A 15,128-nucleotide genomic window follows, 5' to 3' on the forward strand; every position below is an offset into this window, starting at 1 on the left:
CGATTAGTTTGCTCTAGGGGGCAATTTTGTCTAAATTTGTATTATGGAAACCGCCACATTATTAGAAAAGGCTTTACACTTTGATTTTTTAACAAAAGAAGAGGGTGTTTTTTTATATGAAAATGCATCTACAGCCGAACTGGCTTTTGTTGCAAATGAACTTCGTAAAAAACAAGTACCCAGCGGAAAGGTTACCTGGCAGATAGATCGTAACGTTAATACGACTAATGTTTGCATAGCCAACTGCAAATTCTGTAACTTTTTTAGAAGGCCTGGCCATGATGAAAGTTACATTACCGACATGGAGACTTACAAGGTAAAGATTGAAGAAACCTTTAGACTGGGTGGCGATCAATTGCTATTACAGGGTGGGCATCATCCTGATCTTGGTTTGCAATTTTATGCTGATCTTTTTAGAAATCTTAAAGAATTATATCCTGATTTGAAGCTCCATGCTTTAGGTCCGCCTGAGATTGCACATGTTGCAAAGCTGGAAGGCATATCACATACTGAAGTACTTAAAGCGCTTAAAGCTGCTGGTATGGATTCTTTACCGGGTGCCGGAGCAGAGATCTTGAACGACCGCGTACGGCGCTTAATTTCAAAAGGTAAATGCGGCGGACAGGAATGGCTTGACGTAATGCGTGCCGCGCACCAGTTAGACATTACGACCTCCGCAACCATGATGTTTGGCCATGTAGAAACGATTGAAGAACGTTTTGAGCATTTGGTGTGGATCCGCGAGGTACAGAGTGAGAAGCCTGAACATGCTAAAGGATTTCTAGCATTTATACCATGGCCTTTTCAGGATGACGGTACTTTGCTTAAAAGGTTAAGAGGTATAAGTAATAATGTGTCTGGCGATGAATATATCAGGATGCTGGCCTTGAGCAGAATTATGCTTCCTAATGTAAAGAACATACAGGCTTCATGGCTAACAGTTGGTAAAAATGTGGCAGAGCTTTGTTTACATGCCGGAGCGAATGACTTCGGATCAATTATGATTGAAGAAAATGTGGTTTCTGCAGCCGGAGCACCGCATCGTTTTACGGCTAAGGGCATACAGGATGCAATAAGAGAGGCTGGCTTTGAGCCACAGCTTAGAGGGCAACAATACAACTACCGTGATCTTCCGGAACAATTGGAAGAACAGGTTATCAACTACTAATTACAATTGAAATTTTTTTGATATTAAAAAAGGAGGAAACCCTAAAGTTCCCTCCCTTAATATTATTGTTGAGCTGGGCTTATTATAATTTATAACCAGTTTTGATAAATTGATTAGCAATTGCTACAACTTCTGATTTTGTTAAAGGCTCATCGAAACATTCTGCTGCTGCCTTGGCTGTAACGCCTGTACTAATACCAGTGATGTTAATTCCAGCTTGGACAGTATTATTTTCAGGAGTTGCTCCTCCATAAACTGCATCAACTGCTGCGATACCTGTATCGTTAGACACACCACCAGCACCTAAACTGATCCATGGTTTTAATCCTGAAGCACCAGTTACATTTGCTGCAACCATTTGACGTAAATGTGAAGCATGACGTGCTTCTACAGAGTGAATTTGTAAAGCAACTGTTAGGTAATCATTACCCACTAGAACTCCGGCCTGACCTTTATAAGCTCTAACACCTGTATCTTCAAACGCCAAGGCAACTGCAAGGAAAGTTTGGTAATTGGTAAACACATCTGCAAAAGCTCCACCTGCAGTATAATCAAAGTTGTCATAAACCAAGACAGGTCTTGCATTGGCTGGTGTTAAAGCACCAGCTAACAATTTTACGTGTGCATCTTCATGGTTACGTATAGTAGTAATAGCAGTTAATGGTGCACCACCTGGAATTGGAGCTGGTACTGTTGCATTTAATGCATGGTTATAAAAGTGGTATTCCAAATACTCTAATGAAAGCGCAAAGTTCAAAACATCAGTAACTGCAGAAGGTGTTGACTGACCATAAGCTTTTGTGAACATTGAACCTAAAGCCAATGGTACAGCTGCTAAAGAAACCTTTTTGCCAACGTTAAAGAATTCTTTCATAGCTGCTCTTCTAGGATTCAGCCTTTCGTAGATATCGCCGTCTACTTTTTCTATTTGATCTAATATATTTAAGATATTCATGATTTCTGATTTATGGTTTAAGATTGATAACGTTAACTTTTGTTTTGATGTAAGCACCTGCAATTCCAAGAACCTTATCAGGAGTCATAGCCATATCTAATCCGTTGGCATCAACCTGAGGTGAACTAGCAAAACTACCTGGATTAATGATATCCCTGATATATGCGGCATGACGTGCCTCAACAGAAACAATCTTACCAGCAAGCAATAAATAATCTTTTGATGTTATCATTTTACCTGCACCATTATATGCAGCAACACCAAGGTCTTCAAACGCCATTGCAGCAGCCAATACACTTGATCTGCTTGTAAAATTAATGGCAGAAAAATTAACTTCTAAACTACCAATTGCTGCAGCACCTAATGCTTTTTTAAAGAATTCTCTGTGTGCAACTTCATGATATTGAATGTCCAGGAAATATGCTTTCTCTACAGGGCTAAAATCAGATGGAAGATTTGAGGCAACCTGAATGTAAAAAGCTGCTTCTAACTGCTCTAATGCATAAGCATAGTTTAAAACACCGAAATCGTCTTTAAAATCTAAAGTAACACCAGTCATTGAAGGAGTTGTTAATTCTCCACGGTCTTTAGAACATCCTGCTGCTACTAGTGCTACACCAGCTACACCAGCACCTGCATACTGCAGGAAAGAGCGACGTTGCAATGGAGCAGAAAGTATGCCCCTTTCTTCTTGCTCATCTAATTGTTGTAAGTTTTTCATAGTGATTGAGTTTTGATTTAATGGTTGAACTTGTTTACACAAGTTTTATTCTTTTAAAGTTTATGTCTATATACTGTCACATACGAGAGAAAAAAACTATCGGTTTTTTCAATTCGAAAGAAATTATTATCAATCAATCTTATTTTTAATAAATTCACCAGATAAAGCAGGTTATGGTACTTAATGCAATTATTGTTGATGATGAGGAATTTGCACGTTCTTCTTTGTATTTCCTCATTCAGGAGAACTGTGATAACATTCATGTTATAGGCATTGCCAAGTCTGTGGCTGAAGCAAGAACTATCCTTTTAAATAACAAAACAGACCTTGTTTTTCTTGATATTGCAATGCCAGGAGAGAATGGTTTTGAACTAATCAGTAATGTGCGGGAGAACAATGCGCATATAATATTCACAACAGCTTACGATCAATATGCACTTAAAGCAATTAAAGCAAACGCATTGGACTACCTGCTTAAGCCTATAGACATTGATGAACTTAAAGAAGCGGTAGACAGGGCTGCAAAATATATTGCATTAAGCAGGAAAGGTGATGAAAAGAACGACAATCTACTGAACCTTTCTCAGCAACTTTCTGATCGATCAGAGATTAAAAAGATTAGCCTGCCTAATGGGCAAGGTTATAGTTTAGTGAGTTTAGCAGATATTATTCATATTGAGGCAGACAGCAATTACTCTATTTTTTACCTTGCTGGAGGCGAAAAGATTACGGTATCAAAAGTCCTTAAAGAGTATGAAGAGTTACTTCCAGATCATCAATTTATAAGAATTCATAAATCAAGCATTGTAAATCTCGACTATTTAAATGAATACAATTCAAAAAATGGATTGGAAGTAACCTTAAAAAATGGCGACAGGATTGCCGTTTCAAGGAGGAGGGCTAGCGACTTTTTAGAAAAGGTAAAATCGTATACCAGTCTTGAAAATGAAAAGTAGTCTATTGAAGCTATCGTTAGTAGCAGCGTTTATGCTAACGATTGGATTTATTAATGCGGCGTATGCCCAGTCCATCTACCTCAAGCATTTTACAACGAAGGATGGACTGCCGAGTAACAATTGCTACTTTACCCTACAAGACTCAAAAGGATACATCTGGATAGCAACAGATGCCGGAGTTAGCAGGTTTGATGGAACGGTATTCGAGAATTTTTCCATAGATGATGGATTGCCTGACAATCAAATACTTCAGGTAAAAGAAGACCGAAGTGGTAAGATTTGGTTTCTTGCATTAAACGGACAGCTCAGCTATTTCTATAATGGCAAAATTTTCAATGAGACCAATAATGATCTCCTTAAACTTCTAAAGTTCAATGCGATAATTGTATCGTTTTTTCAGGACAAAAACGGCAGGATATGGTTTGGCACCAATAGAAACCTTCTGGTGATGTTGGATGGGAAATCGATTACTAAATTTATATCTGGAAATAAAGACCGGCAGTTTATCAATACTTTTATACACGAAGATAAGACCGGCAGAATTTGGGCTTATAGCAACCGGAGTGTACGCATGCTTGTTGGGAAAGACTTTAAGGTGACACCCCACAAATCGCTTCCTATATCCTACAAGATGTCTTTAACGCTTCCTGACAAAACATTGGCATTTATTGATAAAGATGGATTGAACCTAAGAGTTGGTGCTGCAGAAGTATTTAAAAAGGCCATTAACCCAAGCCTGCTAAACAACAATCCAGGGTATTTTTATATTGACGAACTCAATGGAATCTGGCTGAGCAATAATTCAGGAATCCATAACATTCAAACGGATGGTAGCACCATCAACTACCTAAGTGATATTTCTGCAAGTCAGGTTATTAAAGATGACAAAAACAACCTTTGGTTTACCACTACCAATGGCATTTATATGCTGCCAAGAAAAGATGAGCGCCTTTATGTGATAGATGAATCACAAGGATTAAGCAATCAATCCATCAGAAGTATTGCAAGAGACGGGAACAACAGGCTTTGGCTAGGGTTGGATGAAGCAACCATAAACATGATTGGAATTAAGGACCATAAAATAACTAAGCTCTTTTTACCAAACAGTCAAAAATACAGCAGCATTAGGCAATTGAACTATGATGCGAAGATCAATACCATGTATTTTGCAAGTGAATACGGACTGGGTAGAATTATAAATGCTGATGATGTTAATTCAAGGATTGATTACTTGAAAGAAACAAATAACTCCATGTTCGTAATTAAAAGTTTCAGCATTGCAAAAGATAAAAGCCTCTCAATTGCGCTTTCTTCAGGGGTAGTTATATTGCCTGATAGAAATAAGAAATTTGAGTTTAATTCTTTCTCTTTTAATACAGGAAATAATTTTTTCCCTGGCAGAGCTTACTGCGTTTTTTACGACGACAACCAGAAACTTTGGTTTTCTACCATAAGAGGACTTTCTGAATTATCTCTTAGCGAGGTATTTAATTACTACAAGGATAGCCCTTTACTTACGAAAAGAATAAACGACATCCAGCAACTTGAAGATGGAACAATAGTATTAGCTACTGACGGTTATGGCATTATTTGTATTAAGGATAATAAGATTAATAAATTGATCAGTCAGAAAGATGGTTTATCGGATAATATTTGCAAGAAGCTTTTTATTAGCAATGGACAAATATGGGTAGTGACTAACAATGGCATAAATAAGGTTTCTTTAAAAAATAAATCGACTTCAGTAGAAACATTTGAATATACTAACTCATTGCTGAGAGACGATGTAAATGCCTTATACATAGACAAAACGTATGCCTATTTTGCTACCAATAACGGTTTGGTATACTTCCCCATCAACCAGGTAAAACCCTTTAAGGAGGCGCCAAAGGTTTTTATAACTGAAATTGTAAATAATGAGAAAAAACTTAGCTTAAATTACCCAGATTACCTGCTGGATCCTCCGAATAACAACATCACTTTTCATTATAGCGCAATTGATTTTCAAAATAAAAATATTACCTATAGATATCGGTTAAAAGCAGAGGCAAACTGGACAGAAACAAAAAACAGGAGGCTTGAATTCAGCTCTTTAGAGGTTGGAAAATATACTTTCCAGCTGAGTGCAAAAAGTAACGATAGCAATTGGAGCAAGCCAACAATAATAAATTTTGAGCTCGAAAAGCATTTTTGGCAATCCCTCAGGTTTATAACCATTTTATTCATTCTTGCTATCCTTTTCATCTATAAAATAGCAGTTGTTGTAACTCGAAGACAGAAAAACAAGGAACAAGAGCAGCTGCTTTTAAAGAACAAAATACTAATGCTGGAACAACGAGCACTACAGGCCATGATGAATCCACATTTTGTGTTTAATGTGATGAACTCTATACAGCATTATATTAACACGAAAGACACAAGCTCTGCGAATAAAATCTTAACTGGATTTGCCAGATTGATCAGGAAAAACCTGGAAATTTGTACCAAGAGTTATATATCAGTTGAAGAGGAAATTGAATACCTCACGTTATATTTAAGTCTGGAGAAAAAGAGATTCGGGGATAAACTTAATTATAGCATACAAATTGCCCCTGAGATAGATCGGGAAGAAACAATGATACCCTCCATGATCTTGCAGCCATACATTGAAAATGCCATCTGGCATGGCATTATGCCTAAAGAAGATGGAGGAAATATAAATATTAGTATTGAACTTACTGAGCAATCACAATTAAGTATCCTGATCAAAGATAATGGCATTGGGATTACAAACTCTCTTGCTGAGAAAAAAGGTGAGCACATTAGCAAAGGCATGAGTCTTACTAAGGAAAGAATAAACTTGCTCAACCAAGTTGAAGTAAATCCTATAAAGATTGAGGTTAAACAAACAGGAATATCAGGAACATTAGTGTCCATTTTAATCCCTTTATCATAAATTTTACCGTTTACTCAATTATATATACCACTCACTAACTAATAAAAAATCATTTTAATAATTGCCTTAACATTGTTATAGATATTAAAACAAACCGAGTGTTTGTAGAAAGCGTTCTTATAGAATTGATCAAAGATATTTTACCTAACCTAAAACTATATCTCAATTCAGGTTTCATTTGTGTGTTAAAAAATGGTAAAGTTCAAGCTTTACCATTTTTTTTTCTCAAAAATCGACCCAAGCCGTTTTTTTCATAAACTGCGCTAATATTCAATAAATTGAGGATAGCTTTGAAAAAATCGGAAAATTTATAATTAATGTCTTCCTTAAACTATTTTTATTTTATTTTTGAGGCAACGAAAATCTTTATAAAACAGCTCCTACGATCTGAAACCTTTTTCGTAAATTTAAAAGATAAATGAAACCCTGGGTAACTTATTTTAATCAATGAAAGCGCCAAAGAAACCAATCAAAAAAAGTCCCTTAGTGGATCCAGAAGAAGAACTGGAAGATTCAAACGAAGAATCTACAAGTAAGAAGTTAGAGGATGAAGACGAGGATGATTTTGATATTCCCCTAGATGATCTGGACACATTTGATACCTATGGGGCTGACGATGAAGATGATGATTATTAAACCTTTACAGAATAAATTTTAAGCATCCTTAAGGGATGCTTTTTAGTTTACACAAACCTCAGTAGCACATGATCTTAGCACCTGTTAACGGCAAAGAAAAAAAGAAAGAATTTTTAGATGTTGCCAGGGTTATTTACAAAGATGACAAGAATTGGATTTGCCCACTAGATAATGACATTGAAGACATTTTTAATGAAAACAAGAATCCATTTTTTTTACATGGTAAATGCACGAGATGGATATTAAGCAATAATGAAGGTAAAGCAATCGGTAGGATAGCCGCATTTATTAATGAAAAAAAGGCATATCAATTTGATGTGCCTACTGGAGGTATTGGATTGTTTGAATGCATTAACGATCAGACTGCAGCAAATATGTTGTTTGATAAAGCTAAAAGTTGGCTTGAAGAACAAGGAATGAAAGCAATGGATGGGCCTATCAATTTTGGCGAGAATGACTCCTTCTGGGGATTGCTAGTTGAAGGCTTTACAAAGCCATCCTACAGCATGAATTACAATCCACAATACTATCTTGATCTTTTTGATAAATATGGATTTAAAAAGGTTTACGAACAAATCACGAATCACTTACAGGTTCGTAAACCATTTCCAGAACGATTTACTAAAATAGCTACCTGGGTTTCCAATAAGCCAGGGTATACTTTTGAGCATTTCTCTAAAAAAAATGCCGACAAATACGTTAATGATTTGATGGAAATTTATAACGATGCATGGAAAGATTTTGAAAATTTCGTACCCATTAAAAAGGAAACCCTGCTGGAAAGTTTCAAAAAAATGGAAATGATAATGGATGAGAAATTAATCTGGTTTGCCTACCTTAATGGTGAACCTGCTTCTTTTGTAGTGATCATACCTGATGCCAATCAAATGATAAAGGACTTCAATGGTAAACTGGGATTGTTAGAAAAAGTAAAATTTGTATACCGAAGATGGATTGGTGTTAGCAGGATGAGAGCAATTGTGATGGGTACTAAACAATCGTATCAAAAACATGGTTTAGAATCTGCGCTCTTTATAAAGCTTAAAGAATATGTTCTTCCTTTAAACCAGTACGATGAGCTGGAACTTTCCTGGGTAGGCGACTTTAACGACAAAATGTTATCCATACACGAAGCAACAGGTGCCACTTTTGGCAAGCGGCACCTAACCATGAGAAAGACTTTCAATTAGATGTCTATTTCTCTCTGATCTCTTCGTAAAGATCTATAACTTTCTTTTGAAGTTTAATGATCTCTTCTTCTCTTTGAGATAATCTTTCTTTTAATTTATTAATTTCCTCAAAGTTTAGCGACTGTGGATTTTCACCTTCTTTGGAAATAATATCCATGGTGGATACCTCAAAAAGACTAGCTATTTGCCCCAATCTTGAGATATTGATATCTGTGATACCTGTTTCTATTTTAGAAAATGCTGGTATAGAAATATTTAGACGCTTCGCCACTTCTCCCTGACTCCAGCCATTTTTTTGACGTAATTGTCTTATGTTTTTACCTATAGTATTCATAATTTAATTTTAAGGTGATACTTTGTTTAACCGGAAGTGTTCAACTCGCGTGCCAAATTAGCAAGATCTAAGCCGCTAAAGTTTCCTGAACTCATCATTAAAAGGTTTGATTTGTAATAATTCAATTCTAACAAGTGTGTTTTAAGCAATGCAATATTATCAAAAAACTTAATATTTGAATCGTTAAAGGCTATTTGAACATCTGATTCTGAAAATGGAATCATTTTTTTGTGTTCGAATGTTTTCTTATCAATAAAAACTATTGCACAATCAGCTTGTGACATAGTATCAGCATATTGAACAAGGAACTCTTTGTTTAAACTACTAAATGTATGCAACTCTATACAAGCAACTAGTTTTCTGACAGTAAATTGTTTCTTAACTGCGTCAATTGTCGCCTTTAATTTAGATGGGGAGTGTGCAAAATCTTTATAGACATTAGTTAAGTCCTTTTTACCAACAAGTTCCAATCGTTTTGAAGCACCTTTGAATGTTGAGATGGATTGATTGAAATCAATTTCAGAAATCCCCACTTGTTCACATACTAGTTTTGCAGCATTTAGATTCATCAAATTATGCTCACCAAAAATCTCCAGAGGTATATTTCCCGGCAGCAAATATGTTATTCCATCACGGATTTCATTTGCAGGAATATTGTAACCAATCTTTTTAACTGGCGCGTTTGATTGACCAGCAATCTGGTTAAGATCATGATCTGCTTGGCAGTAAATAAGAGTACCTCCATCTTGAATGGTCTCAATAAACACTTCAAATTGCTTAATATAATCCTGATAGGTGGGAAAAACATTGATGTGATCCCAGGCAATTCCACTTATAACAGCAACATTCGCTTTATAAAGATGAAACTTTGGTCGTCTATCTATTGGGGATGCCAGGTATTCATCACCCTCTATAACGATCATTGGTGCTGAATTGGTAATTTTAACCATGGTATCGAACCCCGTAAGCTGAGCGCCCACCAGGTAGTCAAAATCTTTATTAAAATAATTCAGAACATGAAGAATCATAGACGTTATGGTTGTTTTACCGTGACTTCCTCCTATGACTATCCTCAGCTTTTCCTTAGTTTGTTCGTAAACATATTCAGGATATGAATAGATCTTTAGGCCAAACTCCTGTGCTTTTAACAATTCAGGATTATCCTCTAACGCATGCATACCAAGTATCACTGCATCAAGATCCTTTGTGATCTGTCCTTCAAACCAACCCATCTGCTCTGGTAGCAATCCGTATTTGCTTAATCTGCTGCTAGAAGGTTCAAAAATTGCATCATCAGAACCGGTTACTTTGTACCCCTTTTTATGAAGCGCAATTGCCAGATTATGCATTGCACTTCCTCCTATAGCAATAAAATGTATACGCATAATTAATCTTTAATAAAATGAGCAGCTACCCAGTCGCCTATTTTTTTGTGATCTTGATATCTTATCCTTAATTTCTCACAAGCCTCTCTAATCATTTCTAGGTCTGGCGACTCATAAAAGCCGCTAAAATAGATTGCGCCATTTGAAATCAAAGCTTCATTGTAGGATGAAATCTGGTCTAAAAGAATGTTTCTATTAATATTAGCGAGAATAATGTCAAATTGTTGATTAGGAATCTGTTCTTTACTTCCACATAAGGTACTTAGATTTGTGATTTTATTTAATACAGCATTTTCTAATGTACTTTGATAGCATATATCGTCATTATCTATAGCAAAAAGCTCAGAAGCACCCAATTTGGCTGAAAGAATAGCAAGTATACCTGTACCACATCCCATATCTAAAATGGTTTTATTCTTAATATCTGCCTCAAGTAAATATTGCATCATCATTGTCGTGGTTTGATGATGCCCTGTTCCAAAAGCCATCTTAGGATCTATAATGATCTCGTATTCGAATTCTGGACGAGGCTTATGAAAAGTTGCCCTAACATAACATTTTGCGTTAATGATTAAAGGTTCAAAGTTCTTTTCCCATTCTTCATTCCAGTTTTCTGCCGCTATTTCAGTACTGACATAATTATACTTCAGTTTATCATCTAACTGGGCAGCAACAGTATTTAGTTTTTCGGCATCATAAGAGTCGAAATCTATAAATGCATCAAATCCGTCTTCTATATCTTCAAAAGTATTATAACCAATACTCGCCAAATCATCAATCAATAAATCCTTCTGATATTCCGCTATGGCTTCAAAATGAAATTTAACCTGGATATACTGCATTAAGAGTTGAAAGCTTTGATAATGTCAACAAAATCCCTTGATTTCAAGGAAGCTCCACCAATTAATCCTCCATCTATATCAGCTTGTGCAAAAAGTTCAGCAGCATTTTTTGGATTACAGCTTCCGCCATAAAGAATTGTTGTATCATCAGCTATAGTCGGGTTGTATTTAGCAGCAATTTCCTTACGGATAAATGCATGTACTTCCTGTGCTTGCTCAGAGCTTGCAGTTAATCCTGTTCCAATAGCCCATACAGGTTCGTAAGCAATAACTAGTTTAGAAAAATCGGTTTCAGATAGCCCAAAAATACCATTTACCAACTGAGATTTCAATACTTCAAAATAACTACCATTGTTACGCTCATCAAGGGTTTCACCTATGCAGAAAATAGGTGTTAAACTATTCTGCAAAGCAATTATTGTTTTATCAGCCAATAGCTCATCAGATTCAGCAAAATACTGGCGTCTTTCGGAGTGACCAATAATCACATATTCGCAACCAACTGATTTGACCATTTTTGCAGAGATCTCTCCTGTATATGCTCCACTTTCCTTTTGGTGACAGTTTTGCGCTCCGATAAATACAGTGCTACCACCAAGCAGTGCTAAACTGTTTAAATGAATATATGGTGCGCAAATGATGGCAATCTGTTCACCATTTTTTTCATCTTTAACCATGTTAACAATTTCTGAAAATAAAGATATGCCTTCAGCATATTCCAAATTCATTTTCCAGTTTCCTGCTACTATTTTCTTTCTCATAATATTCTTAGTTCTATTTATAATCTGATTAAAAAGACATTAAAAGTGTCTATATTTTTGGGTATCCTCAAAAACCTTAGTTAGGATATCTTTCTCCACCTCATCAAAGTCAAGATCTCTACGTTTATAGACCTTTGCTGCAGTCTCAAACATTTTCTTAATGCTGTATACTTCAAATCCCTGAGCCCCCCCCCAAGCAAAATCAGGCACAAAATTTCTGGGAAAACCGGATCCAAATATATTGGCACTCACCCCTGCAACAGTACCTGTGTTGAACATGGTGTTTATTGCGCATTTGGAATGATCTGCCATAATCAATCCACAAAACTGTAGTCCGGTTTTACGGAAACTCTCGGTATTATAATCCCAAAGCTTAACCTCTGCATAATTATTTTTAAGATTGGAGTTGTTACTGTCTGCACCAATATTACACCATTGTCCCATTACTGAGTTACCCAAATATCCCTCGTGCCCCTTAGATGAATACCCCCAAATTACTGAATTGTTGATTTCTCCACCTACCCTACTGAATGGCCCAACAGTAGTTTTTCCGTAGATTTTAGCTCCCATTTTCACTTGAGAATCGTTACACAATGCAAAAGAGCCCCTAATGTTACTTCCTTCCCAAATTTGGGCATTCTTACCTATATAAATTGGGCCTGATAAGCTGTTAAGCGTAGCGCATTCTACTTCTGCCCCTTCTTCTGCAAAAATATTTTCGCCCAAAAACGTATTAGTTATACTTAGCTTTTTTGAAGTACGTCCTTTAGTGATTAAGAGAAAATCAGCTTGCAATTCTACATCATTCAGTTTAAAAATATCTTCAGGATAAATTATTCTCACCAAATCAGATTCAAATACAACTGCTTTAAAACCACCATTACCTACTTCTGCAATTGTACTTGAGGCACATGCTATCAGTAATCCTTGTTTATAGAGTGCTTCACCGGGTTTTAGAGAGTAAACTGCATCGATTAAAGCTTCATTCGGACAAACAGACCCATTGATACACAATTCTGCGCCGGGTAATATTGGATATTTTACCTGAAGATAGGATGACGTGATGTAGCCAGCCTGCGCATTTAAGTGCCGTTCCCACTTTTGAGCGATTGTTAAAATACCGATGCGAAGGTCAGCAAGCGGACGTGTGAAAGTTAGTGGGAGCATTGTATGCCATGCACTGTCATCAAATAAATTGATTGTCATAAGCAACAAAAATAGAAAAAGTCCCGATGCATCAGCAAGGGGACTTTAAAATAATTTATAAAAAACTAAAGAATTACTTCTTAGCGTAGCGCGTTTTGAATTTATCGATACGACCAGCTGTATCAACTAACTTCATTTTTCCAGTATAAAAAGGGTGTGAAGTATGAGAAATTTCCAGCTTATAAAGAGGATAGTCTTTGCCGTCTTCCCAAGTAATACTCTCTTTAGTATCTACACAAGATTTAGTTAAAAAAGAGTATTCGTTTGACATATCTTTAAATACTACAAATCTATAGTTTGATGGATGCAAATCTTTTTTCATATTGTTATATACTTAATTGTCGCTTATTTTAAAGGATGCAAATATCGTAAATATATTTCTCAATAACAAGAGTCTGCTAAAAAAATCTGATGCCTTGATAAGATACGGGTTATACAACTATGGTTGATACATGGTTGATACATTGTTGACACATGGTTGATACATGGTTGGTACATCCATAGATGTGTCAACCATGTTTTAAATATGGACCAACGATGTCCTAACGTTATTGAATACACGAACTCGTAGTGCTTTATAAATAAAGAGAAAACCGTTATCTTGTTTTTCTTGTGCTATATTGGGTATAAAAATAGATCTGGTTATTACCAGTAACTAGCTGAAAGGTCCCTAGTGTGATCTATTTTCCTGATAATCTTGCAAACAGTTAATGGAATGTAAAAATGCAGGTTTTAGCTATACAGCTATAGGCATTAATTATAATTATTGGCATACTTTTTTAGTATCTTTGTTCATTATTAAGATAATAACAAATAATGGAACTTCCTATTTACTTAGATAACAATGCAACTACTCCTCTGGATCCCAGGGTACTTGAAGCAATGTTGCCATACTTCACAAATAAATTCGGTAATGCTGCAAGTCGTAACCATGCTTTTGGCTGGGTTGCAGAAGAAGGGGTTGATTACGCACGTGAGCAAGCTGCTAAATTAATTGGCTGTACTGAAAAAGAAATTATATTTACATCAGGTGCTACTGAGGCTGATAATCTTGGCATTAAGGGTGTATTCGAAATGTATCAGGAAAAAGGTAATCACATTATCACTGCTACGACAGAACATAAAGCTGTTCTTGACACCTGTAAACACCTTGAAAAACTTGGCGCTAAAATTACTTACCTAAAAGTAAAAGAAGATGGTTTGATCGATCTTCAGGAATTAGAGGCTGCCATGACAGAACAAACTATCCTTGTAACCATTATGTATGGAAACAATGAAATTGGTGTTGTACAGCCTGTTAAGGAAATATCAGCAATAGCTCATAAATACGGTGCACTATTCATGACTGATGCAACACAGGCGGTTGGTAAAATACCAGTTGATGTTAATGCTGATGGAATTGACCTTATGGCTTTTTCTGCTCATAAAATGTATGGGCCTAAAGGCGTTGGCGTACTTTATGTCCGCCGCAAAAATCCAAGGGTTAAAGTTACTGCGCAAATGGATGGTGGTGGACACGAACGTGGCATGCGCTCTGGAACTTTAAACGTTCCTGGCATCGTAGGACTTGGAAAAGCATGTGAACTTTGCCGTTTGGAGATGGAAAGCGAAGCAAAACGCTTATCAGGATTAAGAGACAAACTGGAAAGTGCCTTAACTGTGTTGGAAGAAAGTTATGTAAATGGTAATGTAGAGCACCGTTTGCCGCATGTCGCTAATATTTCTTTTAAGTATGTAGAAGGTGAGGGTTTAATGATGGCAATGAAAGACCTTGCAGTATCTTCAGGATCAGCATGTACTTCTGCATCATTGGAACCATCTTATGTATTAAAAAGCCTTGGCCTTTCTGATGATTTGGCACATTCTTCTATACGTTTCGGACTAGGCCGCTTTACAACTGAAGAAGAGATCGATTACGCAATTGAAAACACTAAAAAAGCAGTTAATCACTTAAGGGACCTTTCTCCTCTTTGGGAAATGTTTAAAGAAGGAATTGATTTGAGTAAAATAGAGTGGGCAGAACATTAATAACGAAAAAA

General features: G+C 36.2%; 14 protein-coding genes. 6 read left to right on the forward strand and 8 right to left on the reverse strand.

The features are described 5' to 3' along the window. The first annotated feature begins 43 nt into the window (after positions 1 to 43). Entirely contained in the window at positions 44 to 1,168 is a 1,125-nt protein-coding gene (gene mqnC, locus ACVWYN_RS07155; protein ID WP_457288147.1) for a cyclic dehypoxanthinyl futalosine synthase, read from the forward strand. A gap of 82 nt (positions 1,169 to 1,250) precedes the next feature. Here the strand turns inward: mqnC and ACVWYN_RS07160 are convergent, their stop codons facing one another. Continuing rightward, entirely contained in the window at positions 1,251 to 2,123 is an 873-nt protein-coding gene (locus tag ACVWYN_RS07160) for a ferritin-like domain-containing protein (RefSeq protein WP_457288148.1), read from the reverse strand. Positions 2,124 to 2,133: 10 nt separating this feature from the next. Next, a complete protein-coding gene (locus ACVWYN_RS07165) occupies positions 2,134 to 2,844 on the reverse strand; it encodes a ferritin-like domain-containing protein (protein ID WP_457288149.1) in 711 nt (236 codons plus the stop codon). 173 nt (positions 2,845 to 3,017) lie between these two features. Here ACVWYN_RS07165 and ACVWYN_RS07170 point away from each other — a divergent pair, with 173 nt between their 5' ends. From ACVWYN_RS07170 to ACVWYN_RS07185, 4 genes are all read left to right on the forward strand, one after another. Further along, on the forward strand, positions 3,018 to 3,800 hold the full coding sequence (locus tag ACVWYN_RS07170; protein ID WP_457288150.1) for a LytR/AlgR family response regulator transcription factor: 783 nt from the start codon (positions 3,018 to 3,020) through the stop codon (positions 3,798 to 3,800). Beyond that, complete coding sequence (locus ACVWYN_RS07175; RefSeq protein ID WP_457288151.1) at positions 3,790 to 6,735, forward strand: sensor histidine kinase; 2,946 nt, start codon at positions 3,790 to 3,792, stop codon at positions 6,733 to 6,735. The genes ACVWYN_RS07170 and ACVWYN_RS07175 overlap by 11 nt, the downstream gene beginning before the upstream one ends. Before the next feature lie 447 nt (positions 6,736 to 7,182). Next, entirely contained in the window at positions 7,183 to 7,371 is a 189-nt protein-coding gene (locus tag ACVWYN_RS07180; protein WP_457288152.1) for a hypothetical protein, read from the forward strand. 68 nt (positions 7,372 to 7,439) lie between these two features. Beyond that, on the forward strand, positions 7,440 to 8,561 hold the full coding sequence (locus tag ACVWYN_RS07185; RefSeq protein WP_457288153.1) for a GNAT family N-acetyltransferase: 1,122 nt from the start codon (positions 7,440 to 7,442) through the stop codon (positions 8,559 to 8,561). 4 nt (positions 8,562 to 8,565) lie between these two features. Here the strand turns inward: ACVWYN_RS07185 and ACVWYN_RS07190 are convergent, their stop codons facing one another. From ACVWYN_RS07190 to ACVWYN_RS07215, 6 genes are all read right to left on the reverse strand, one after another. Continuing rightward, a complete protein-coding gene (locus ACVWYN_RS07190) occupies positions 8,566 to 8,895 on the reverse strand; it encodes a helix-turn-helix domain-containing protein (RefSeq protein ID WP_457288154.1) in 330 nt (109 codons plus the stop codon). Between the two features lie 26 nt (positions 8,896 to 8,921). Then, on the reverse strand, positions 8,922 to 10,280 hold the full coding sequence (locus ACVWYN_RS07195; RefSeq protein WP_457288155.1) for a UDP-N-acetylmuramate--L-alanine ligase: 1,359 nt from the start codon (positions 10,278 to 10,280) through the stop codon (positions 8,922 to 8,924). Positions 10,281 to 10,282: 2 nt separating this feature from the next. Beyond that, positions 10,283 to 11,122 carry a 50S ribosomal protein L11 methyltransferase gene (gene prmA / locus ACVWYN_RS07200; protein ID WP_457288156.1) on the reverse strand — a complete coding sequence of 280 codons (840 nt, stop codon included), beginning with the start codon at positions 11,120 to 11,122 and terminating at the stop codon, positions 10,283 to 10,285. After that, positions 11,122 to 11,883: a triose-phosphate isomerase gene (gene tpiA, locus ACVWYN_RS07205; protein ID WP_457288157.1), complete on the reverse strand. Its 762-nt coding sequence runs from the start codon at positions 11,881 to 11,883 to the stop codon at positions 11,122 to 11,124. The genes prmA and tpiA overlap by 1 nt, the downstream gene beginning before the upstream one ends. Positions 11,884 to 11,922: 39 nt before the next feature. Next, positions 11,923 to 13,089, reverse strand: coding sequence for a GlmU family protein (locus ACVWYN_RS07210; protein WP_457288158.1), 1,167 nt, complete (start codon positions 13,087 to 13,089; stop codon positions 11,923 to 11,925). 73 nt (positions 13,090 to 13,162) lie between these two features. Next, positions 13,163 to 13,411, reverse strand: a complete 249-nt coding sequence (locus tag ACVWYN_RS07215; protein WP_457288159.1) for a type B 50S ribosomal protein L31 — start codon at positions 13,409 to 13,411, stop codon at positions 13,163 to 13,165. Between the two features lie 494 nt (positions 13,412 to 13,905). Here ACVWYN_RS07215 and ACVWYN_RS07220 point away from each other — a divergent pair, with 494 nt between their 5' ends. Further along, positions 13,906 to 15,117 carry an IscS subfamily cysteine desulfurase gene (locus ACVWYN_RS07220; protein ID WP_457288160.1) on the forward strand — a complete coding sequence of 404 codons (1,212 nt, stop codon included), beginning with the start codon at positions 13,906 to 13,908 and terminating at the stop codon, positions 15,115 to 15,117. Positions 15,118 to 15,128 lie beyond the last annotated feature (11 nt).

Source organism: Pedobacter sp. UYP24, from assembly GCF_054057295.1.

What these genes read in the sequence shown, in the direction of transcription:
- mqnC (WP_457288147.1), top strand. Translation starts at nt 44, where the DNA reads ATGGAAACCGCCACATTATTAGAAAAGGCTTTACACTTTGATTTTTTA.
- ACVWYN_RS07160 (WP_457288148.1), bottom strand. Translation starts at nt 2,123, where the DNA reads ATGAATATCTTAAATATATTAGATCAAATAGAAAAAGTAGACGGCGAT.
- ACVWYN_RS07165 (WP_457288149.1), bottom strand. Translation starts at nt 2,844, where the DNA reads ATGAAAAACTTACAACAATTAGATGAGCAAGAAGAAAGGGGCATACTT.
- ACVWYN_RS07170 (WP_457288150.1), top strand. Translation starts at nt 3,018, where the DNA reads ATGGTACTTAATGCAATTATTGTTGATGATGAGGAATTTGCACGTTCT.
- ACVWYN_RS07175 (WP_457288151.1), top strand. Translation starts at nt 3,790, where the DNA reads ATGAAAAGTAGTCTATTGAAGCTATCGTTAGTAGCAGCGTTTATGCTA.
- ACVWYN_RS07180 (WP_457288152.1), top strand. Translation starts at nt 7,183, where the DNA reads ATGAAAGCGCCAAAGAAACCAATCAAAAAAAGTCCCTTAGTGGATCCA.
- ACVWYN_RS07185 (WP_457288153.1), top strand. Translation starts at nt 7,440, where the DNA reads ATGATCTTAGCACCTGTTAACGGCAAAGAAAAAAAGAAAGAATTTTTA.
- ACVWYN_RS07190 (WP_457288154.1), bottom strand. Translation starts at nt 8,895, where the DNA reads ATGAATACTATAGGTAAAAACATAAGACAATTACGTCAAAAAAATGGC.
- ACVWYN_RS07195 (WP_457288155.1), bottom strand. Translation starts at nt 10,280, where the DNA reads ATGCGTATACATTTTATTGCTATAGGAGGAAGTGCAATGCATAATCTG.
- prmA (WP_457288156.1), bottom strand. Translation starts at nt 11,122, where the DNA reads ATGCAGTATATCCAGGTTAAATTTCATTTTGAAGCCATAGCGGAATAT.
- tpiA (WP_457288157.1), bottom strand. Translation starts at nt 11,883, where the DNA reads ATGAGAAAGAAAATAGTAGCAGGAAACTGGAAAATGAATTTGGAATAT.
- ACVWYN_RS07210 (WP_457288158.1), bottom strand. Translation starts at nt 13,089, where the DNA reads ATGACAATCAATTTATTTGATGACAGTGCATGGCATACAATGCTCCCA.
- ACVWYN_RS07215 (WP_457288159.1), bottom strand. Translation starts at nt 13,411, where the DNA reads ATGAAAAAAGATTTGCATCCATCAAACTATAGATTTGTAGTATTTAAA.
- ACVWYN_RS07220 (WP_457288160.1), top strand. Translation starts at nt 13,906, where the DNA reads ATGGAACTTCCTATTTACTTAGATAACAATGCAACTACTCCTCTGGAT.